Raw genomic sequence first — 20,090 nt, 5'->3', positions numbered from 1 at the left:
TATAGCGGCGATCTTGTCGCCGTTGACGAAGTCGGCATAGCGATTGCCGCGTGGTTCTTCAAGATTCTCCCCCCGGCTGTTGAGCCGAACTTGGGGCACTCACGATCGGAATCAATTCACTTAGGGAAAATATCAACCGTTTGAGAAGCTGAGATTGGGCGATTCCATCGCCTTTTCGAGCAGTTTCGCATAGTCGTCCTTCGGCACGTCGATCGCGCCGAACGTCTTCAGATGCTCGGTGGTGAACTGGGTGTCGAGCAGGGTAAAGCCGCGTTGCTTCAGACGTTCGACCAGATGAACGAGGCAGATCTTGGAGGCGTCCGTGCGGCGGGAGAACATGCTCTCGCCGAAAAACGCCGAACCCAGCGAGACGCCATAAAGCCCGCCGACCAGTGTATCACCGTCCCACGCCTCGACGGAATGCGCATGGCTGATATGGTGAAGGGTGGCGTAGAGCGAGCGGATCGTGTCGTTGATCCAGGTGCTGGGCCGGCCGCTGGTCTGCTCGGCGCAGGCGGCGATAACAGCCTCGAAATCCGTGTTGAAGCGAATGTCGAAGGGATTTTGGCGGATCTTCTTTGCGAGGCTTTTGGATACGTGGAACGTATCGAGAGGGATGATGCCTCGTATTTCCGGTTCGACCCAGAAGATTTCCGGATCATCGGCCGACTCCGCCATGGGGAAGAGCCCGATGGAATAGGCGCGCAGCAAAATCTCCGGAGTAACGCCGGGATGTCTGCTGCGCGTTCCTGGCACGGCCTAGGCCGAGGTCTTGGCCAGGTAGTCTTCCAGCCAATGGATATCGTAGTCGCCATTGGCGATATCCTGATTGGAAACCAGATCCTGGAACAGCGGCAAAGTGGTCTTGATGCCGTCGACGACGAATTCATCGAGCGCGCGGCGCAGGCGCATCATGCATTCGACGCGGGTCCGGCCATGCACGATCAGCTTGCCGATCAAGCTGTCGTAGTAGGGTGGGATCCGGTAGCCTTGATAGGCGCCCGAATCGATGCGCACGCCAAGGCCGCCGGGCGCATGGAAATGCGTGATCGTGCCGGGCGAGGGGACGAAGGTGCGTGCGTCTTCGGCATTGATGCGGCATTCGATGGCATGGCCATGGAAATGCACTTCATCCTGCGTCACCGAGAGACCGCCGCCGGAGGCGACACGGATCTGCTCGTGCACGAGGTCGATACCGGTGATGGCTTCCGTCACCGGATGCTCCACCTGCAGGCGGGTGTTCATTTCGATGAAATAGAACTCACCATTCTCATAGAGGAACTCGATGGTGCCGGCGCCGCGATACTTCAGCTTCTTCATGGCGTTGGCGCAGATCTGGCCGATCTTCATGCGCTGTTCGACGTTAAGAGCCGGGGAGTTGGCTTCTTCCCATACCTTCTGGTGACGGCGCTGCAGCGAGCAGTCGCGTTCGCCGAGATGGATGGCGTTACCTTCGCCGTCGCCGAACACCTGAACTTCGATATGGCGCGGCGTGCCGAGATATTTTTCCATGTAGACGGATTCGTTACCGAAAGCGGCAGCCGCTTCCGTGCGCGCCGTCGACCACGCTTCGATCAGGTCCTCTTCCGTGCGCGCAACCTTCATGCCGCGGCCGCCGCCGCCGGCGGTTGCCTTGATGAGCACTGGATAGCCGATCTCGCGCGCCGTCTTCAGCGCCTCAGCTTCGGTCTTCACCTCGCCGTCCGAACCGGGAACGACCGGGATACCGAGCTGCTGCGCGGTGGTCTTGGCAGTAATCTTGTCGCCCATGATGCGGATATGCTCCGCCGTCGGCCCGATGAAGGTAATGCCGTGCGCCTCGAGAATATCGGCGAATTTGGCATTTTCCGAAAGGAAACCATAGCCGGGATGCACGGCGTCGGCGCCGGTAATCTCGCAGGCGGCGACGATCTGGTGGATGTTGAGATAGCTTTCGCGCGACGGCGGCGGGCCGATGCAAACGCTCTCATCCGCAAGGCGTACATGCATCGCGTCTGCGTCGGCGGTGGAGTGCACCGCAACGCTCGCAATGCCGAGCTCCTTGCAGGCGCGCAGCACACGCAGGGCGATCTCTCCGCGATTGGCTATGAGAATCTTCGAAATCATGGGCATGGGCTTACTCGATGACCACTAGGGCTTCGCCGTATTCAACCGGGCGTCCATCCTGAACCACGATTTCGGTGACCGTGCCGGACTTGGGCGCCGGGATCTGGTTCATCGTCTTCATTGCTTCGATGATCAGAAGCGTCTGGCCTTCCTTGACGGTCGAGCCGACCTGGACAAAGGCCGCTGAACCCGGCGCCGGTGCCAGATAGGCGGTGCCGACCATCGGTGCGCTGACGACGTTGTCGGGATTGCGGGTCTTGCCTGCAGGAGCAGCAGCCGGTGCTGCGGCAGGAGCGGCAAAAGCAGCCGGGGCGGCGATCGGCGCCTGAACATATTGCATCGTGCCGGCACGCGACACGCGGATACGCATATCTTCCTGCTCGACTTCGATCTCGGTCAGATCCGTCTCGTTGAGAATGTTGGCGAGATCGCGAATCAGCGCCTGGTCGATACCCGATTTCTTTTCAGCCATTGGATTTCTTGCCCTGTATTTTTGTTATTGGGTGATGGATTTCAGCGCATGAAGCGCCAGGATGTAGCTATAAGGTCCGAAACCGCAGATCATGCCCTTTGCAGCTGGCGCGATCATCGATTTGTGCCGGAATTCTTCGCGTGCGTGGATGTTGGAGATATGCACCTCCACGACGGGAATGGAAATGGCGCGGATTGCGTCATGCAACGCGATCGACGTGTGCCCATAGGCGCCGGGGTTGATGGCGACGCCGGCGGCCTTGTCGCCCGCCTCGTGCATCCAGTCGACCAGCACGCCTTCGTGATTGCTCTGGCGGAAATCGACGATAAAGCCCAGGCTTTCGCCCGCGGACTTGCAATCTGCCTCGATATCCTTGAGCGTCTTGCCGCCATAGATGCCCGGCTCGCGCTTGCCGAGAGCGTTCAAATTGGGTCCGTTGAGGACAAAAATAGTTTGCGCCATCAGTGGTTCCGTCAAAGTACAGCGCAACCTATAGACTCCCGAGACCATATAGGAAAGCCCCGGAGCGCAGGTTGCGTATCTCTAGGTGTGGAAACGCCGCGATTTTGGCATTTTTGAGCCCTATTGGAATCCAAGGGATTTCGATGGGGCCTCGAATACAGCGCGCGACGCCGGGTGGTGATCTTAGCAGGCGGTCTTGCCGCAGCTTCGGACGTTGGCGATCTTCTCCTGGATGGCTTCGAGCCCGATAGCGCCCGAAATGGTTTCGTTGCCGATGATATAGGCGGGGGTGCCGGTAACGTTGAGATCGGTGGCGAGCTGATAGGTTGCCTTGATCATGTTATTGTTGGGGCTCTTCGTCATTTCCGTGCGGATAGCCGCTTCGGTGACGCCGAGGGAGCTTGCAACTTCGATCGCGCTGTCTTCCGATGCACGGCCGTCGCTGCCCAGCAGCTTGTGATGGAACTCAGCATATTTTTCTGGCGCTAGCTGGCGGAATGCATTGGAAACCCGCGATGCGGCAACCGAATCCGCTCCGAGGATCGGGAATTCCTTCAGCACGAAGCGAACGTCCTTGTCCTGCTTCAGCAGCTTGTCCATGTCGCCGAGCGCGTGACGGCAATAAGTGCAGTTGTAGTCGAAGAACTCCACCACGGTGATACTGCCCTTCGGATTGCCGATGACAACATCATCTTTGGAATTGAAGATGGCATCCTTGTTCTGGTCGATCACCTGGGAGGCTTGAGCGAGGCGGGCGGCATCCTGCTTCTTTTCCAGTGCTGCCTGTGCATCCAGCAGGACCTCCGGATGCTCGACGAGGTATTCCTTGATGAATTCCCCGATTTCCTTCTTCTGCTGATCGTCCAGTGCGGCGGCGGGCTGGATTGCGGCGAAGGACGCTGCGAGAGCAATCGCCGAAACCGTCAGCAGGCTTTTGAAAGAAAAGGTCATTGGGTCCTCGTTTTGAATTTCTGCAGAGACTTCATTCTCGGATGCGGCATAGCACCGTCGGGTTAACATCCGCAAATATGGATAGGCAATTTACGGCGCATGCCTATTTCCAGAAATAGGAAATTTCACGACAAAGCCGCAATCGCAGGATTGTGAACGGTTCGATATTGCTGCAAATGTCGCTCGGCAATCCGATCCAAGAAAGAGTTGATCTTGTTTTCCTTATCCAAGCGTAGCGATGTCGAACCCTTCCACGCCATGGATGTGCTGGCCGAGGCGACCCGGCGGCGTCAGGCAGGGCATCCGGTGATATCGATGGCCGTCGGCCAGCCGTCTTATCCGGCGCCCCAGGCAGCCCTTGAGGCGGCACGCGCTGCCCTCGGTCACGGACGGATCGGCTATACGGATGCTCTCGGGACGCTGGCGCTGCGCCAGGCGCTCTCCGCGCACTACAAGACGCGTCACGGCCTGTCGATCGACCCCAAGCGTATCGCCATTACCACCGGCTCCTCGGCGGGCTTCAACCTCGCTTTTCTGACCTTGTTCGATGCCGGCGACAGCGTTGCCATCGCTCGCCCCGGATACCCGGCCTATCGCAACATTCTTGGCGCGTTGGGGCTCGATGTCGTCGAAGTGCCTGTAACGGAAGAGACGCAGTTCACGCTGACGCCGGAAAGCCTTGAGGCGGTGCAGGCCGCCAGCGGCAAGCGGCTCAAGGGCGTATTGCTGGCAAGTCCGGCCAATCCGACCGGCACAGTAACGGGCAGGGCGGCGCTGAAGGCACTCGCGGATTATTGCGCCGACCGTTCGATCGCCTTCATCTCCGATGAAATCTATCACGGCCTCACCTTCGTCGGCGAAGAGACGAGCGCCCTGGAGCTGACCGACGAAGCGATCGTCATCAATTCCTTCTCGAAATATTATTGCATGACCGGTTGGCGCATCGGCTGGATGGTCTTGCCGGAGCGGCTGGTGCGCCCGGTCGAGCGTGTTGCCCAGAGCCTTTACATCTCCCCACCGGAATTGTCCCAGATCGCCGCCGAGGCTGCTCTCGGTGCCGGCGCCGAGCTCGATGTCTATCGCGAGAGCTACGGCCGCAACCGCGACTTCCTGATGCGCCGCCTGCCTGAAATCGGCTTCCACATCGCGTCACCAATGGACGGCGCTTTCTACGCCTATGTCGATGTCAGCCGGTTCACCAATGACAGCATGGTCTTTGCCCGCAAGATGCTGGCGGAAATCAATGTTGCCGCGACACCCGGTCTCGATTTCGACCCGGCCGAAGGGCATCGTGTGATGCGGATTTCCTATGCCGGCTCCAATGCCGAGATCGAGGAAGCCACCGAACGCATGGCTGCCTGGCTGAAATAGATCCCCGATCAATGGGTTGCACCAGTCTGCGAAAGTGATTTCGCAGACCGCGAATTCGTTTTGTTGCGCGGCTCCAAAGCCTGCCGACCTGCCGTAACAAAAATCCGGCCGTGTCGCCACGGCCGGATTAAACACTCTGTCTGGATTCACGGCTCTCAGAAGAAGCCGCGGCGCTGCCACCAGCCAGCCTTCTTCGGCTTGGTCGGTTCACCGTCGCCATCGCTGCCTTCATTGGCGCGATTGGAGGTGACCACCGGTGCGGAGGAAGCAACGTTCGACTCGCGATTGGCGCGTGCCGGCTTGGCTGCTTCTTCGGAGGCTTCCGGAGCCGCAGGCTCGCTGGTGCTGTCCAGGGCTTGGGCGATCTCGGCAACCGTCTCGACTTCGGCGTCGGTCACAGGAGCCTTTTCCTCAACTGGCGAGGCTTCGACAGCCTTCGCCTTCCGGCGGCTGCGACCCTTGGCGGGCTTCACCTCTTCGGTGACGACAACTTCGGTCTCGATGGCTGCCATGGCAGGCTGGCCTTCGACAGCGGCTTCGCCCTCGGAGACGGCGATCTCCGCGACTGCTACCGCCACTTCTTCTCCACCATCGGCCGCGGTTTCCGCAGCTTCGTCGGAGCCGGTTTCATCTTCGCCGCTGGCATCCTGTTCGCTGCCTTCGTTTTCACGATTGCGGCGACCGCCACGCTTGCCGCGACGGCGGCGCTTGCGCTTCTGCTGCGCGTCGTCGCCATTGGCGGATGCATCGGCATCGGCGCTGGCGTCATCTTCACCCTCGTCGCCTTCTTCTCCGTCTTCGGCGGCTTCTGCCGCAGACGTATCATCGGAGGCCGCGCCGGTCTGAGCGTCGTTGCCACGGCCGCGACGGCGACGGCGACGCTTGCGCTTGCGGTTACCTTCATTGCTCTCGGAGCGGGCGGCAGGCTGCTCGGTGCTTGCAGCCTTTTCTTCCAGCTCTTCGTCTTCTTCCTCATCGGCTTCGATGACGATATCGTCGTCATCGTCTTCAGGGATCGCTGCGAAGTTGAACAGGCTTTCGATCTTCACCGGATTGGCAACCGGCTCACCACGATCGATCGCGAAATGCTGCGTGCCGACGGCAGTGTCAGCATCGATGACGATGGCGACACCGAAACGATTTTCGTAGTCGATGATCGTCTGACGCTTGTGATTGAGCAGATAGAGGGCAATGTCCGGCGTCGTGCGCACAGTGATGTCGTGCGTCGTATTCTTGAGCAGATACTCTTCAATGCCGCGCAGCACGTGCAGCGCAACCGAGGACTGCGAGCGCACATGGCCGGTTCCGCCGCAATGCGAGCAGATCTGCGTCGTGCTTTCGAGAACCGAAGCGCGGATGCGCTGGCGTGACATTTCCAGAAGGCCGAAATGCGAGATGCGGCCGACCTGGATGCGGGCGCGATCGTTTTTGAGGCATTCCTTCAGCTTCTTTTCGACAGCGCGGTTGTTGCGCTTTTCTTCCATGTCGATGAAGTCGATGACGATCAGGCCGGCAAGGTCGCGCAGGCGCAGTTGCCGCGCAATTTCCTCGGCAGCTTCCAGGTTCGTCTGAAGCGCGGTGTCTTCGATCGAATGCTCGCGGGTCGAACGGCCGGAGTTGACGTCGATCGAGACCAGCGCTTCCGTCTGGTTCATGATCAGGTAGCCGCCCGAACGCAGTGTCACCTGCGGCTGCAGCATACGGTCGAGCTGCGCCTCGATGCCGGAGCGCGAGAAGATCGGGTGAATGTCGCGATAGGGCTGAACCACCTTGGCGTGGCTCGGCATCAGCATCTTCATGAAGTCTTTCGCTTCACGATAGCCTTCTTCACCGGCAACGATGATCTCGCCGATATCCTTGTTGTAGAGGTCGCGGATCGAGCGCTTGATCAGGCTGCCTTCTTCATAGACCAGGCAGGGGGCGGTCGAAGCGAGCGTGAGCGTGCGGACGTTTTCCCACAGGCGCATCAGATATTCGAAGTCGCGCTTGACCTCGACCTTGGTGCGGTTGGCGCCGGCGGTACGCAGGATGACGCCCATGCCTTGCGGCACTTCGAGCATCTTGGCGATTTCCTTGAGACGCTTGCGGTCCTGCGGATTGGTGATCTTGCGGGAGATGCCGCCGCCGCGTGCCGTGTTCGGCATCAGGACCGAGTAACGGCCTGCTAGCGACAGGTAGGTAGTCAGCGCCGCACCCTTGTTGCCGCGCTCTTCCTTGGCGACCTGCACCAGCAGAATCTGCCGGCGCTTGATGACTTCCTGGATGCGATACTGCTTGCGCGGCTTGCGCTGCACGCGGTCCGGAACCTCTTCCATCGCGTCTTCTGCGCCGACGGATTCGATCACTTCCTCTTCATGGTCGTGATCGTCATCATCGTCGTCATCGTGGCGGCGCTTGGAAGCTACGACATCCTCGGAGATCGAATCGCTTTCGACCATCGCAGCCATTGAGCCGGACGAACCTTCTTCGTCTTCGCTCGGCGCATCGACGGCAGCCGTTGCTTCCGGAGAGGGCGTCTCTTCGGCCGGAGCTTCTGCTACCACCTTCTTGCGGCTGCGGCGCGGCTTGGCCGCCTTCTTGGCGGGCGCCGCTTCCGGAGCGAGGGCCTCTTCCGCGATCGCGGCCGGTGCTGCGGCTTCTTCGCTCTCCTTGGGAACGATGCCGACATCGGGCTGTTCCTGCTGCGAAAGGTCGAGTGCCGTCTCCACATGCTCGACATCGTCGTCGCGGCGATGCTCTTCGGCTTCAGCCTTCAGCAGCGCCTGACGGTCGGCGAGCGGGATCTGGTAATAATCGGGGTGAATTTCGGCAAAGGCCAGGAAGCCGTGCCGGTTGCCGCCGTAATCGACGAAAGCCGCCTGAAGCGAGGGTTCGACCCTCGTTACTTTTGCGAGATAGATGTTGCCGCGGATTTGCTTCTTGTGCTGCGACTCGAAGTCAAATTCTTCTATGCGGTTCCCGCGAACGACAACGACGCGCGTCTCTTCCTCGTGAGACGCATCGATAAGCATTTTGTCTGCCATGAAAGCTGTGCTCCTCGGCGCCGGCAAGCGGAAGGGGGCCTGCCTGTCACTGGGACAAGCCGGATGTGTTCCGCAGTTGCTGCACCGGATAATGAAAGTCGCGATGGGTTATTCGGAGATGACAGCATCCAGACGGCAGCCGGGGCATTACTTCCCTGGGGTCTGTTCACTTTTTGAAAAAGCTGCTGCGGTGACATCCGTAACCAAGCGAGATCGACTATGCTTTAGACCCACAAAGCTGGGTCCGATGAATGTGCTCTAAAGAGCGTTTGGTGGCTCTCCACCGATGAACTTCCTGTTTGAAACCGGAAATTCAGATATCCACTGTTTGGAGCAGAAGTACTGCAGACGTCGGATGAATGCCGCTTATGGCGCCTGGTACTCGAGGCGGCTGCCGTTGCGACGACTCTATCCCGTCAACACTTCTACCCTAATATGCGTTGTATGTTTTATCTGTCACAATAGCAAGGGAAAAGCCAAGTATGCCATAATATTGATGGATTCCTCGGATGAGGAGGACGAGGAAGGGTTTGTTGCGATTCTCTTCCTGGCGCATCGTCGGGTGACGTCCATCACGTCAGACCTGGTTCCCGCTATTGGGACTTCAAAAACAACGCCAAAACCAATATGGGGCGCGTTGGGGACACTTGTTAAAGGGATTGCGGCATGTGGCGGAGAGTGGCGTGAAGGCTTTGCGATTTGCGACGGCGGCCTTCGCCCTGACAATGCTGGTGGCGTTTGCACCATTCGGGCCGGCCGCAGCCGCCGATCCCTTGCTCGCCTATGGTGCGCGTATAGCCGGCGACGATGCCCGCACGCGCATCGTCATAGACATGGATCGCGAGCCGACCTTTACTGTGCACTATCTCAACAATCCCGTCCGCGTCATGGTCGACCTTCCCGCGACCGCATTCGGCTTTCCTGCCGCCGATCTCAAGCCGACCGGTCTATTCAAGGATATCCGCTACGGCACGATGGACGCCAACAGTGCCCGTATCGTCCTGACGGCCAAGAAGCCGGTGAAGCTGGTGGTGGCCAAGGCCCAGGCCGATGAGGGCGGGAAAGGCCATCGCCTCGTGCTCGATGCCGAGATGCTGCCGGCCGAGCAGTTTGCCGAACTGGTCAAGCAGCAGAGCTGGACATCAGCCGATACCGCAAAGGACGTCGGCCCGGTCGAGCCGACGCAAAAGGCCGATCCGAATACCTTCCTCGTCGCGGTCGATGCCGGTCACGGCGGCATCGATGCCGGTGCGACCGGTACCGACGGCGTTACGCAGGAAAAGGACATCACGCTCGCCTTCGCCAAGATCTTCGCCGACAAGCTAAACGCCCAGCCCGGCATCAAGGCTTTCCTGACACGCGACAAGGATCAGTATCTCTCTCTGTCAGAGCGCGTGACTATAGCACGGCAGAATCACGCCTCTCTATTCATTTCCCTGCATGCCGACACGCTCAAGCAGAAGGATATTCGCGGCTCGACCGTCTATACGATCTCGGACAAGGCTTCGGACCGGCTCGCCGGTGAAGTGGCCGATCGTGAAAACAACTCCGATCAGATCGCCGGGGCCGAGGCCCAGGCGCAGCCGGCAGCCGTTACCGACATTCTTATGGATCTGACCCGCCGCGAGACGCAGGCCTTCTCCATTTCGCTGGCGCAGGATGTATTGTCCTCGTTCAACGGCCAGATCTCCATGATCAACAATCCGCATCGCCACGCCGGCTTCCAGGTCTTGCAGGCGCCGGATGTGCCCTCGATCCTGCTTGAGCTCGGTTTTCTTTCCAATAAGGAAGACGAAAAGCTTCTGCTCGATCCCTATTGGCGGCAGAAGGTGGCCGATCGGCTGACGGAGGCCGTGAAGCAATACCGCGTCTCGATCATCGCAAATGGCGGTTAGAAGCGCCAGTCGTGGCTTCCGTGTAACAGCGGCGAACTTTAGAATCGAATGAAGTTGGGAATAGAGGAGCCAAGCCCTATTTTCCTCACATTCCCGCCTTTACAGCAAAGTATCATTCGCTCACGAGTGACGCGCGGCTTTGTCTCATTGCCGTCTTGCATTAACACCGTGAGCGTGCAAAACGCCCGTCGTTATGCGATTAGCTCGCATACATGGCGCATGAAGAACAAGCACCGGTAGTATCACATGATCAGACTGATTGGATATTTCTTTGGGCTAGGCTGCCTCCTGTTTCTGGGTGTGGCTGCGGCTGCGGCGATCTATCTGAGCGTCGTCTCCAAGGAGCTTCCAGACTACGAGGTGCTGGCGAAATACGCGCCGCCCGTGACGACGCGCATCCATGCCGGTAACGGCGCGCTGATGAAGGAATATTCGCGCGAGAACCGGCTTTTCGTGCCGATCCAGGCCATTCCCGATCGCGTGAAGGCAGCTTTCCTTTCCGCCGAAGACAAGAATTTCTACAACCACCCCGGCGTCGATGTCGGCGGCCTCATTCGCGCCGTGGCCGTAAACCTTCAGAATATCGGGTCAGGTCGCCGCTTCGTCGGTGCATCCACCATCACGCAGCAGGTCGCCAAAAACTTCCTGCTTTCCGCCGACCAGACCTTCGACCGTAAGATCAAGGAAGCGATTCTGTCGTTCCGCATCGAGCAGGCCTACAGCAAGGACAAGATCCTTGAGCTCTATCTCAACGAGATTTATTTCGGCCTCAATTCCTACGGTATCGCCGGCGCAGCGCTCACCTATTTCGACAAGTCGGTCAACGAGCTGACCATCGCCGAATCGGCGTATCTGGCGTCGCTCCCGAAGGGCCCTGCGAACTACAACCCCTTCCGCCGCGCCGAAGCAGCGCTTACCCGCCGTAATTGGGTGATCGACCGCATGGTGGAGAATGGCTATGTCGGCCAGAGCGACGGCGAAGAGGCAAAGAAGCAGCCGCTTGGCGTTGTGCCGCCCAAGAGCGGCCCGTCGCTCTTCGCTTCGGATTATTTTGCCGAAGAAGTCCGCCGGCAGCTGATCGACCAGTATGGCGAAAAGACTTTGTATGAGGGGGGGCTCTCCGTCCGTACCTCGCTTGACCCGCAGATGCAGCTCGAAGCTCGAAAGGCATTGCAGGACGGTTTGATCGACTATGACCAGCGTCGCGGCTATCGCGGCCCGATCAAGCAGATCGCCACATCGCAGGACTGGGGTGTAGAGCTCGCCAAGGTTCCCGGGCTGAGCGACGTGCCGGAATGGCAGGTGGCCGTTGTCCTTTCTGTATCCGACCAGGAAGTCGATATCGGATTGCAGCCGCGGGTCGACGCCGGCGGCAAGGTCTCGACGGACCGCAAGCGCGGGATGATTGCTGCTGCCGACATGCGCTGGGCTTTCCGCGCGGCCAGCGGCAAGGTTGCCAAGTCTCCGAGCGGCGTGCTGAGCGCTGGCGACGTCGTTTTCGTGCAGAAGACAGGCAATGCCGATTCGAGCAGCTATCGTCTGCGTCAGCCGCCGAAAGTGCAGGGTGGTCTGGTCGTTATGGATCCGCATACCGGCCGCGTGCTCGCCATGGTCGGCGGCTTCTCCTATGCGCAATCCGAGTTCAATCGCGCGACGCAGGCCAAGCGTCAGCCGGGTTCGTCGTTCAAGCCTTTCGTCTACGCGGCTGCAATGGACAACGGCTATACGCCGGCCTCGGTCATTCTCGACGATCCGCTGCAGATCACGCTCAGCAATGGCGATGTCTGGAAGCCTACCAACTATGAAGGTGAGGGCGGCGGCGTCCATACGCTGCGCTTCGCCATCGAGCACTCGCGCAACCTGATGACGGTTCGTCTCGCTTCCGACATGGGCATGCCTCTGGTCGCCGAATATGCCGAGCGCTTCGGGATCTACGACCATATGAACCCGGTTCTTGCCATGTCGCTCGGTGCCGGCGAAACGACGGTGCTGCGCATGGTCTCGGCCTATTCGGTCATCGCCAATGGCGGCAAGCAGATCAAGCCGACGCTGATCGACCGCATCCAGGACCGCTACGGCAAGACCATCTTCAAGCATGAGGAGCGTGTCTGCGACAGCTGCAATGTCAGCGGGTGGCAAAATCAGGATGAGCCTGTTATCGCCGACAACCGCGAGCAGGTTCTCGATCCGATGACCGCTTATCAGGTCACGTCGATGATGCAGGGCGTTATCATCCGCGGCACGGCCGCAGGCAAGATCAAGCTCAACACCGATGTCGCCGGTAAGACCGGCACCACCAACGACGAGAAGGACGCCTGGTTCGTCGGCTTCACGCCGAGCCTCGTCGCTGGCCTTTACGTCGGATACGACACGCCGACCCCGCTTGGTCGTGGCGGTACCGGTAGTGGCGTTGCTGCACCGGTCTTCAACGAGTTCATGCAGGCCGCCACCAAGGATCAGCCGTCCGAGAAGTTCCAGGTTCCAGCTGGGATGACGATGGTTGCCGTCAATCGCGCGACCGGCATGGCGGCGCAGCCGGGCGATCAGGGTGCCATCATGGAAGCGTTCAAGCCCGGTACCGGCCCGGCCACGAGCCTGCAGGTCATCGGCGGCGGCGAGGCTGCAGCACAGGTCGCGCCGGAGGAAATTCTCAGGACCTCGCCGCAGGCAAACCAGGCGGTCACGTCGGGATCGGGCGGTCTCTTCTGAGTCCATCCTATTTGACCGATGATCATGCCGCGGGGCTTTACACCAGCGGCATGTATATTTATGTCACCAGCACTCTTTGAATTGGATGGCCGTTCGCATCGAGCGGCGAGATGAAGAAGCAGGACCATGAGAGCCGAAATCGAGAAAATAGTCGACGAAACCAAGCAGGCTATCACCCTGCTGAGGAGGCATCTTTGACTGGGACCAGGCCGTAAGACGACTGGACTGGTTGAATAACAAGGCGGAAGATCCGACCTTGTGGAACGATGCTTCCGAAGCGCAGAAGCTGATGCGCGAACGCCAGCAGCTTGATGACGGTATCAACGGTGTGCGCGCTCTCGAGCAGCAGCTTGCCGACAATATCGAGCTGATCGAGCTTGGCGAGGAAGAGGGCGATGCTGACATCGTGCGCGACGCCGAAGATGCGCTGAAGGCCCTGAAGGCCGAGGCGGCACGGCGGCAGGTGGAAGCCATGCTGTCGGGCGAGGCTGACTCCAACGATACCTACCTCGAAGTTCACTCCGGCGCCGGCGGCACCGAGAGCCAGGACTGGGCGAACATGCTTTTGCGCATGTATACCCGCTGGGCCGAACGCCAGCGCTTCAAGGTGGAGCTGCTGGAAGTTCATGATGGCGAAGAAGCCGGCATCAAGTCCGCGACGCTGCTCGTCAAAGGACACAATGCCTATGGCTGGCTGAAGACCGAATCGGGCGTGCACCGCCTCGTTCGCATCTCGCCCTATGACAGCAATGCGCGCCGTCATACGTCGTTCTCGTCGATCTGGGTCTACCCGGTTGTCGACGACTCGATCCAGATCGAGATCAACGAAAGCGATTGCCGCATCGATACCTATCGTTCGTCCGGCGCCGGCGGCCAGCACGTCAACACGACCGATTCGGCGGTGCGTATCACGCATATCCCGACCGGCATCGTCGTGCAGTGCCAGCAGGAGCGCTCGCAGCACAAGAACCGCGCCAAGGCGTGGGACATGCTGCGCGCCCGCATGTACGAGGCGGAGTTGATGAAGCGGGAAGAGGCTGCCAATGCCGAAGCAGCTTCCAAGACCGATATCGGCTGGGGTCACCAGATCCGGTCCTACGTCCTGCAGCCCTATCAGCTGGTCAAGGATCTGCGGACCGGCGTTGCCAGCACCGCTCCCGGTGACGTGCTCGACGGCGATCTCAACGAATTCATGGAAGCTGCCCTCGCGCACCGCATCAGCGGCGCGGCCGACGCTGCTGTGGATGACGTCGAGTGAGCTTGGATAAAGCGGATTAAGAAAAAAGCCTCGGAAACGGGGCTTTTTTTATTGGCGAGCGCAATTCCGGAAACAGTGTGCTGCGATTTTCCAGCCGGAGTTGCGCGAAGACACACGGTCAGGGTGCCCATCGCTCCGGCGTGATGCCTCCCCGCAGCGGGAGGTCCCATTCAATCCGAAAATTGCTCTGCCAGAATCCTGTCCGACCATGACCCGTCCGGATCGGACAGGATGCGCGCCGTCGTATCCTCGCTCTGCATGATCCGGACGCCGACCACCGATTTGACCTCGGTATTGTCGGCCGCGGCATTGACCGGACGCTTCTCCGCTTCGAGCACAGTGATATCGACCGTCACCTTGTTCGGAAGCAGGGCGCCGCGCCAGCGGCGAGGGCGGAAGGCGCTGACCGGCGTCATGGCAAGCAGGGGCGCTTCGAGCGGCAGGATAGGGCCATGGGCGGAAAGATTGTAGGCGGTGGAGCCGGCCGGCGTCGTCACCATCAATCCATCGCAAATGAGTTCAGGCAGGCGGACGCGGCCGTCGATCTCGACCTTCAGCTTTGCCGTCTGGTAGGACTGGCGAAACAGCGACACCTCGTTGATGGCGAGTGCAATGCAGGTGCTGCCGTCGGCATTGCGCGCGGTCATCTGCAATGGATGAAAGGCGTTCTCGACAGCGGCGTCGATGCGCTCCGCCAGGCCATCCGTACGATAGTCGTTCATCAGGAAGCCGATGGAGCCGCGATTCATGCCATAGACGCGCTTGCCGGTATTCATCGTCTTGTGCAGCGTCTGGAGCATGAAACCGTCGCCGCCGAGCGCTACGACGATATCGGCCTCATCCTGCGGCGTCTGACCGTAGAGGCGAATCAGCTCTTCCTGGGCCGCCTGTGCTTCTGGAGCAGGCGAGGCGACAAAACAGACGGATTGAAAATGACGCGACATGCAATGCCCTTCTGATGATTGTACTAGGTAATGGTATTCCCCCCATGCGACAAGACGTTTTGCAAAGACTGGTAAATCCGGTCCGGCTTCTGAGCGGGGATACTGAGGGAGGCGGCGGATTTTCTCTTTACACGAGATCAAAATCTGCTACTTGGCATGCCGATGTGCCCTTGTAGCTCAGTTGGTAGAGCACCTGATTTGTAATCAGGGGGTCGCGGGTTCGAACCCTGCCGGGGGCACCATCTTTTTCCGGGAACTTTGCCATCTCGCTGTCCTCGCTATGGAAAATAGGCGATGGCAGACTAATATGTGAGTGCCGACGCCTTCGGGATGTCCAATCGATCTTCAACATAAATCCTGTCCTTGGAAAAACATGACCAGCAAGCCTAAGAAGCCCAAACTCGAACACTCCGAGCTCTCTGGCGAGTTCACCGATGACGGCGTGACCGTTTTGGTCGATATCTTTCGTCCGGCCGGCACAAATGCCGACTGGCGGATGGAAGTCATCACGCCGGAAGAGGACCTGATCGAGTGGGAAGAGCCTTTCGCAACCGACCGCGAGGCCTTCGACGAGTTCCTGGCAACGGTTGCCCGCGATGGCATCAGGTCATTCTTCGACGAGGCTGATCCGGCGATTCATTGAGCCAGTCTCTTAGTTCGCTGGATCCGCTTGCCGCCTCGGATTCACACGCTCGCGCGCTCGATGCAGGCTCATTTACAATGGACGAAATAGGCATACACTTCTGTCGCTAATGGCGAGTGAGGATATGCTCATGCACGCGACGTCGAGGCATGCCGTGTTGGGATTGCCGCTTATCGTGATCACGGTGATCGCAAGCGTGTCGGCGCTGGCCGGCGAGAATTGCTATTGCAAAAATACGGATGGAAAACAGCATGCGGTCGGCGAGGTCGCATGCATGACCGTGGGCGGCAAGAGCTATCTTGCGCAATGTGAGATGAATCTCAACGTCACTTCATGGTCGAAGCTGCAAGAGGGATGCCCGGTCACCGAGAGGTCGCTCTGGCAGCAATCGGCGTGGCATAGGCCGCCGATTGCGGTCCAATGAACATTGCCAGCCCTATTTGCGGACCAGCAGAAGCGGCTCGCCTTCCTCTTCTTCGGATTTCTGGAAAGTGCCGTCCGGCTTCATGTCGAAGGAAAGCGAGGAGCCGTCGCTGCCCAGCATCACCAGCCCAAAACCTTCCGCCGCCCAGAGAGAAAGCTTGAGGTCGCCGATCTCGCTGGCGCAGTCGCCATTCGGCGACATCTTGGCGGTGCCGTCCGGATCCTTGTCGGTGGTCAAGGTGATATCGCAGACCGGCCTGCCATCCGGACGCTGGATGCGCCACGCGCCCGCAAGGCTTGCGGCGGTCGGTACGTGATCGACGTCGCCGAGCGCCGGCAACAGCCATGTGGGATTACCGCCCTCGCTCTGCCAGGGCGAGCCTTCTTCCTGCTGGAAACGCATGAGCAGCTTGCCTGTGGCATCGGCGATAGCAAGCGAACCGTCGTCGGTGAAATTCCACATGGTGGCCTTGGCGAGAGCGGGTAGGGGTGTTGCGCAGGCGTCCGCGCCCGTGATTTCGTAGCCGCTGGAGACCGCATTCGTTCCGAAGGTGAGGCGGCAGCCCTTGGCGCCGCTTTCAGGCGCGACCAGCCAGGTTCCAGCCTGACCCTGGATGAGTTCGCTGTCGGCCGCGCGGGCCGGTTGAACCACTGTGAAAGCAAGGGCGGCGGAAACCGCCGCGAGACCGAGAACACGGATCAATGCAAATTCTCCCAACGTGCCGCAGCGGCCAATGCACCGCTATGATTTGAGATAGGATCGCGTCGCATATAGCGCGATCGCAGCTGCGTTCGAGACATTGAGCGATTTGATGGCGCCCGGCATGTCGAGCCGCGCCAATGCATTCACCGTCTCCCGGGTCTTCTGGCGCAAACCCTTGCCCTCCGAGCCGAGCACGAGGGCGATCTTGTCGCCGCTGAACGTACCTTCCAGCGGCGCCGGACCTTCCGAATCAAGGCCGATCGTCGTGAAGCCGAGCCGATGCAGCTCGCTGAGCGCATCCGCGAGATTGGTGATCTGTATATAAGGGATGAGTTCGAGCGCGCCCGAAGCGGATTTCGCCAGCACACCCGATTCGGTCGGACTGTGGCGCTGCGTGGTAATCACCGCGCCGGCATCGAAGGCCACGGCCGAGCGCATAATCGCGCCGACATTGTGCGGATCCGTCACCTGATCGAGAACGAGCAGCAGCGGGCTGCCCTTCAGCGCTTCGAGACGGCGAACGGGCAGGGGACGCGTTTCCAGCATCACGCCCTGGTGGATTGCTTCAGGCCCCAGCACCTTGTCGATATCCTGCGGCGAGACGATCTCGACGGGGACGCCGAGGGAATCGACCGGGCCTATTTCCAGCCGCACCAGCGCGTTCTGCGTCGTCGACAGCTTGATATTCTTGCGCTCGGGATTGCCAAGGGCGGCGCGGACCGTGTGCAGGCCATAAAGGAGGACCTGGTCGGGCGCGAGCGCCGGTGGCTTCCAATCGTCCGTGCTCGCCCGCTTGCGCTTCTGCGGCGCCGGCGTCGGAATTTCACCACGCTCGCGTTTTGCGTCGCGATGCGCGCGGCGCAGGGTGGCGTAATGGGTGTCCTTGGCGGACTTGTCGCCGGCGGTATTGTCTGGGCCGGAGCGGCCGGGTGTTTTATCTTTGCTCATGCGGCTTTATAACCAGCGCCTTCCTGGGCGCATAGTCCTCTTTCGGCCGCAGACTTTTCCCACAGGCTGAAATTTTTTCGTCATTTTTGCCAATTCCTTGTGTTGACAGAAGGAAATCGTCCGGTCATATACGCGGCGCAGATGACGGCGGCGACGCCAACATCTAGCAAGCTTGGTCGCAAGATCCAGTCGGAATACTGGAGGGATGCCCGAGTGGTTAAAGGGGACGGACTGTAAATCCGTTGGCTCAGCCTACGTTGGTTCAAATCCAACTCCCTCCACCATTCCGCGCCGGATCTTGACCACCCGCGGGTATAGCTCAATGGTAGAGCAGCAGCCTTCCAAGCTGAATACGCGGGTTCGATTCCCGCTACCCGCTCCAAGCCTCTCAATCACCTAGCTATATTTCGTTTCCGTCGGCGTTGTCGGCCGAGTTTGCATCGGCGTTTCCGCTATATGGCAACTGGCTGCCGTGGCTATGCCGGCGAGGGGCCTTTGCCGGGTTAAGCGGTGCAGGATCGCGGACATTCTCTCCCCCTGTCGCATCGACAGTTTTGGTACCATATTGGAGTTTGCCGGTAGGCACCGCGTAGAGGTATTTGGCTGCTTACGTGACGCACAGCTCCGCCGTGCCGATCGAGGGCCGTTCTCTTCCTCAACTTGCCGATCGATCTCAGGCGGCGTTCAGATCGGCAATCTCACCATGCTTTGCCAGCAGGCGAGGCGACGACATATCGCCAGTTTCGTCATCGACCATCACAGCATAGGCCGCGACGCCGACGAATCGCGCTGCCATGGACGCTGCGATCTTCTCTGCAGATGGGATGCTTGAAGCCTGTCGCATCTCGCCTGGAACAAGGTTCCCGCGGTTCTTCCGATAGGGCAGGATGATAAATTTCTCAGCGGTGCTCATGACGTCTTCCTTATTTTGTTCACAAAATGTTCCGGTCTTGAGGAAGAGTCAAGCGCGTGGAAAATGCTGGAGAGCCCTTTTTGCAACCTGCCTCGTCTCAGATTGCATATTTGACACGAAGGGTTGCTTATATCTGCGCGAGCGATAGGTATTGCTCAGGCAACCGAAACGGGAGAGCGCAAATGGGTATCTTCGACAAGATCAAGGGTGCAATCTGGGGCGAGGCAAAGGCTGCCGAGGCTGCTCCGGCTCCAGCACAGACCACGGCAGCGACCGCGAATCCGGAGGCTGCGCCGACGCCGGCTCCTTCGGCGACCACGGCAGCAACATCGCCCGCGACCAGCGCGCCTGCCGCTCCGGTCGATATCGCCTCGATCCTCGATGCCGCCGTCAAGAAGAGCGGTCAGAAGCTGGATTGGAAGCATTCCATCGTCGATCTGATGAAGGCGCTCGGCATGGATGCGAGCCTTTCCGAGCGCAAGGAGCTGGCGCAGGAGCTCGGCTATACCGGCGACGCCGGCGATTCCGCCAAGATGAACATGTTCCTTCACAAAGCGCTGCTGAAGAAGCTCGCCGACAACGGCGGCAAGGTCCCGGCCGATCTTCTCGACTGATAAGCGTCATGCCGCGGTGAACTGCATTCGCTGGCGGCATCGGATAATGCGATCACGATTGCGGTCGTTCGACAGCTCTGCGCCCTTTCCTTTTGGGAGAGGGCGCTCTGCGTTGGTGGGTATCCCTGTTCGGATGGATGCCGCATTCCTGCGTCAGGCACTGGAATTGCCGACGACAGGTTCCTATCTAAGCACTTGAACCGGCAAATGCTTTTATGTCTTTCCGGATCGGCCGGCAAAGCTTGCGCGGCGAAGGAATGTCGAAGGCCGGGGATCATCCGCCATCGGCCAGGCTTCGCCCGGAATAGGCCCTGCAATTAAGTCTTGCGCAAACGCGACGAAAGCCTTAAACGGCGGCACTAAACCGGTTCGCCGGGGTCACTCATTACGTTCATAGGAAGCATTCAAATGGCAAAGAGTAAGTTTGAGCGCAATAAGCCGCACGTCAACATTGGTACGATTGGGCACGTTGACCACGGCAAGACGTCATTGACGGCAGCGATCACGAAGTACTTCGGCGAGTTCAAGGCGTACGACCAGATCGACGCAGCACCGGAAGAGAAGGCACGTGGTATCACGATCTCGACGGCGCACGTTGAGTATGAGACGCCTGCTCGTCACTACGCTCACGTCGACTGCCCCGGCCACGCTGACT

The 20,090-nt window shown here is 59.7% G+C and carries 18 protein-coding genes and 3 tRNA genes; 11 read left to right on the top strand and 10 right to left on the bottom strand.

What is annotated here, in order from left to right; translation table 11 throughout:
- Positions 1 to 132: 132 nt before the first annotated feature.
- From aat to QD409_RS15930, 5 genes are all read right to left on the bottom strand, one after another.
- On the bottom strand, positions 133 to 756 hold the full coding sequence (gene aat / locus QD409_RS15950; RefSeq protein ID WP_092844897.1) for a leucyl/phenylalanyl-tRNA--protein transferase: 624 nt from the start codon (positions 754 to 756) through the stop codon (positions 133 to 135).
- A 3-nt stretch (positions 757 to 759) separates the two neighbouring features.
- Positions 760 to 2,112, bottom strand: coding sequence for an acetyl-CoA carboxylase biotin carboxylase subunit (accC, locus tag QD409_RS15945; protein ID WP_208858612.1), 1,353 nt, complete (start codon positions 2,110 to 2,112; stop codon positions 760 to 762).
- A gap of 4 nt (positions 2,113 to 2,116) precedes the next feature.
- Positions 2,117 to 2,578, bottom strand: coding sequence for an acetyl-CoA carboxylase biotin carboxyl carrier protein (accB, locus tag QD409_RS15940; protein ID WP_430763068.1), 462 nt, complete (start codon positions 2,576 to 2,578; stop codon positions 2,117 to 2,119).
- 24 nt (positions 2,579 to 2,602) lie between these two features.
- Positions 2,603 to 3,040 (bottom strand): type II 3-dehydroquinate dehydratase, encoded by a 438-nt coding sequence (gene aroQ, locus QD409_RS15935; RefSeq protein WP_092711062.1) that lies wholly within the window; start codon positions 3,038 to 3,040, stop codon positions 2,603 to 2,605.
- Between the two features lie 183 nt (positions 3,041 to 3,223).
- Positions 3,224 to 3,991 carry a DsbA family protein gene (locus tag QD409_RS15930; RefSeq protein ID WP_430763067.1) on the bottom strand — a complete coding sequence of 256 codons (768 nt, stop codon included), beginning with the start codon at positions 3,989 to 3,991 and terminating at the stop codon, positions 3,224 to 3,226.
- A gap of 213 nt (positions 3,992 to 4,204) precedes the next feature.
- On the opposite strand from QD409_RS15930, the gene QD409_RS15925 reads away from it, so the two are divergent.
- Entirely contained in the window at positions 4,205 to 5,362 is a 1,158-nt protein-coding gene (locus QD409_RS15925) for a pyridoxal phosphate-dependent aminotransferase (protein WP_430763066.1), read from the top strand.
- A gap of 155 nt (positions 5,363 to 5,517) precedes the next feature.
- Here QD409_RS15925 and QD409_RS15920 read toward each other — a convergent pair whose 3' ends face one another.
- Positions 5,518 to 8,385 (bottom strand): Rne/Rng family ribonuclease, encoded by a 2,868-nt coding sequence (locus tag QD409_RS15920; RefSeq protein ID WP_430763065.1) that lies wholly within the window; start codon positions 8,383 to 8,385, stop codon positions 5,518 to 5,520.
- 725 nt (positions 8,386 to 9,110) lie between these two features.
- On the opposite strand from QD409_RS15920, the gene QD409_RS15915 reads away from it, so the two are divergent.
- From QD409_RS15915 to prfB, 3 genes are all read left to right on the top strand, one after another.
- Positions 9,111 to 10,280 carry an N-acetylmuramoyl-L-alanine amidase gene (locus QD409_RS15915; protein ID WP_430763113.1) on the top strand — a complete coding sequence of 390 codons (1,170 nt, stop codon included), beginning with the start codon at positions 9,111 to 9,113 and terminating at the stop codon, positions 10,278 to 10,280.
- 246 nt (positions 10,281 to 10,526) lie between these two features.
- The gene (locus QD409_RS15910) at positions 10,527 to 12,989 is read left to right on the top strand and encodes a penicillin-binding protein 1A (protein ID WP_092844907.1); all 2,463 of its coding nucleotides are present in this window, start codon (positions 10,527 to 10,529) and stop codon (positions 12,987 to 12,989) included.
- Between the two features lie 126 nt (positions 12,990 to 13,115).
- Positions 13,116 to 14,247, top strand: a protein-coding gene (gene prfB / locus QD409_RS15905) for a peptide chain release factor 2 (protein WP_430763064.1) whose coding sequence is annotated in 2 segments (ribosomal slippage) — positions 13,116 to 13,184 and positions 13,186 to 14,247 — 1,131 coding nt in all. Because the reading frame shifts where the segments join, the coding sequence is not laid out codon by codon here.
- A gap of 170 nt (positions 14,248 to 14,417) precedes the next feature.
- On the opposite strand, the gene QD409_RS15900 is transcribed toward prfB, so the two are convergent.
- Positions 14,418 to 15,191 (bottom strand): NAD kinase, encoded by a 774-nt coding sequence (locus QD409_RS15900; RefSeq protein ID WP_430763063.1) that lies wholly within the window; start codon positions 15,189 to 15,191, stop codon positions 14,418 to 14,420.
- Positions 15,192 to 15,357: 166 nt separating this feature from the next.
- On the opposite strand from QD409_RS15900, the gene QD409_RS15895 reads away from it, so the two are divergent.
- The 3 genes from QD409_RS15895 to QD409_RS15885 all read left to right on the top strand — a co-directional run bounded on the left by QD409_RS15895 (position 15,358) and on the right by QD409_RS15885 (position 16,258).
- Positions 15,358 to 15,433 (top strand) — tRNA-Thr (locus QD409_RS15895).
- A 131-nt stretch (positions 15,434 to 15,564) separates the two neighbouring features.
- Positions 15,565 to 15,834, top strand: coding sequence for a hypothetical protein (locus QD409_RS15890; protein WP_092844913.1), 270 nt, complete (start codon positions 15,565 to 15,567; stop codon positions 15,832 to 15,834).
- Between the two features lie 130 nt (positions 15,835 to 15,964).
- Positions 15,965 to 16,258 (top strand): hypothetical protein, encoded by a 294-nt coding sequence (locus tag QD409_RS15885; RefSeq protein WP_092844915.1) that lies wholly within the window; start codon positions 15,965 to 15,967, stop codon positions 16,256 to 16,258.
- 12 nt (positions 16,259 to 16,270) lie between these two features.
- On the opposite strand, the gene QD409_RS15880 is transcribed toward QD409_RS15885, so the two are convergent.
- Both QD409_RS15880 and rlmB read right to left on the bottom strand, forming a co-directional pair.
- Positions 16,271 to 16,960, bottom strand: coding sequence for an AprI/Inh family metalloprotease inhibitor (locus QD409_RS15880; RefSeq protein ID WP_092844917.1), 690 nt, complete (start codon positions 16,958 to 16,960; stop codon positions 16,271 to 16,273).
- 39 nt (positions 16,961 to 16,999) lie between these two features.
- Positions 17,000 to 17,908 carry a 23S rRNA (guanosine(2251)-2'-O)-methyltransferase RlmB gene (gene rlmB, locus QD409_RS15875; RefSeq protein ID WP_092844919.1) on the bottom strand — a complete coding sequence of 303 codons (909 nt, stop codon included), beginning with the start codon at positions 17,906 to 17,908 and terminating at the stop codon, positions 17,000 to 17,002.
- Between the two features lie 199 nt (positions 17,909 to 18,107).
- Between rlmB and QD409_RS15870 the strand changes: the two genes are divergently transcribed.
- Positions 18,108 to 18,192 (top strand) — tRNA-Tyr (locus QD409_RS15870).
- Positions 18,193 to 18,216: 24 nt separating this feature from the next.
- Positions 18,217 to 18,290 (top strand) — tRNA-Gly (locus tag QD409_RS15865).
- A gap of 291 nt (positions 18,291 to 18,581) precedes the next feature.
- Here QD409_RS15865 and QD409_RS15860 read toward each other — a convergent pair.
- Positions 18,582 to 18,821, bottom strand: coding sequence for a hypothetical protein (locus QD409_RS15860; RefSeq protein ID WP_004122649.1), 240 nt, complete (start codon positions 18,819 to 18,821; stop codon positions 18,582 to 18,584).
- 182 nt (positions 18,822 to 19,003) lie between these two features.
- On the opposite strand from QD409_RS15860, the gene QD409_RS15855 reads away from it, so the two are divergent.
- Both QD409_RS15855 and QD409_RS15850 read left to right on the top strand, forming a co-directional pair.
- Positions 19,004 to 19,435, top strand: a complete 432-nt coding sequence (locus QD409_RS15855; RefSeq protein WP_092844921.1) for a DUF3597 domain-containing protein — start codon at positions 19,004 to 19,006, stop codon at positions 19,433 to 19,435.
- A gap of 408 nt (positions 19,436 to 19,843) precedes the next feature.
- On the top strand, positions 19,844 to 20,090 hold a 247-nt coding region (locus tag QD409_RS15850; protein ID WP_430763062.1), incomplete at its 3' end, for a GTP-binding protein.

It is taken from the genome of Rhizobium sp. BR 315, assembly GCF_050577975.1.
In the GTDB taxonomy this organism is placed as follows: Bacteria; Pseudomonadota; Alphaproteobacteria; order Rhizobiales; family Rhizobiaceae; genus Rhizobium; species Rhizobium miluonense.
This window is presented reverse-complemented; position numbering and strand designations above follow the sequence as displayed.

Bases quoted from the DNA above. Each gene is read 5' to 3' on its own strand.
- accB (WP_430763068.1), bottom strand. From the start codon at position 2,578: ATGGCTGAAAAGAAATCGGGTATCGACCAGGCGCTGATTCGCGATCTC.
- aroQ (WP_092711062.1), bottom strand. From the start codon at position 3,040: ATGGCGCAAACTATTTTTGTCCTCAACGGACCCAATTTGAACGCTCTC.
- accC (WP_208858612.1), bottom strand. From the start codon at position 2,112: ATGCCCATGATTTCGAAGATTCTCATAGCCAATCGCGGAGAGATCGCC.
- QD409_RS15885 (WP_092844915.1), top strand. From the start codon at position 15,965: ATGCACGCGACGTCGAGGCATGCCGTGTTGGGATTGCCGCTTATCGTG.
- QD409_RS15860 (WP_004122649.1), bottom strand. From the start codon at position 18,821: ATGAGCACCGCTGAGAAATTTATCATCCTGCCCTATCGGAAGAACCGC.
- QD409_RS15930 (WP_430763067.1), bottom strand. From the start codon at position 3,991: ATGACCTTTTCTTTCAAAAGCCTGCTGACGGTTTCGGCGATTGCTCTC.
- QD409_RS15920 (WP_430763065.1), bottom strand. From the start codon at position 8,385: ATGGCAGACAAAATGCTTATCGATGCGTCTCACGAGGAAGAGACGCGC.
- rlmB (WP_092844919.1), bottom strand. From the start codon at position 17,908: ATGAGCAAAGATAAAACACCCGGCCGCTCCGGCCCAGACAATACCGCC.
- QD409_RS15855 (WP_092844921.1), top strand. From the start codon at position 19,004: ATGGGTATCTTCGACAAGATCAAGGGTGCAATCTGGGGCGAGGCAAAG.
- QD409_RS15915 (WP_430763113.1), top strand. From the start codon at position 9,111: ATGCTGGTGGCGTTTGCACCATTCGGGCCGGCCGCAGCCGCCGATCCC.
- QD409_RS15900 (WP_430763063.1), bottom strand. From the start codon at position 15,191: ATGTCGCGTCATTTTCAATCCGTCTGTTTTGTCGCCTCGCCTGCTCCA.
- QD409_RS15910 (WP_092844907.1), top strand. From the start codon at position 10,527: ATGATCAGACTGATTGGATATTTCTTTGGGCTAGGCTGCCTCCTGTTT.
- QD409_RS15890 (WP_092844913.1), top strand. From the start codon at position 15,565: ATGACCAGCAAGCCTAAGAAGCCCAAACTCGAACACTCCGAGCTCTCT.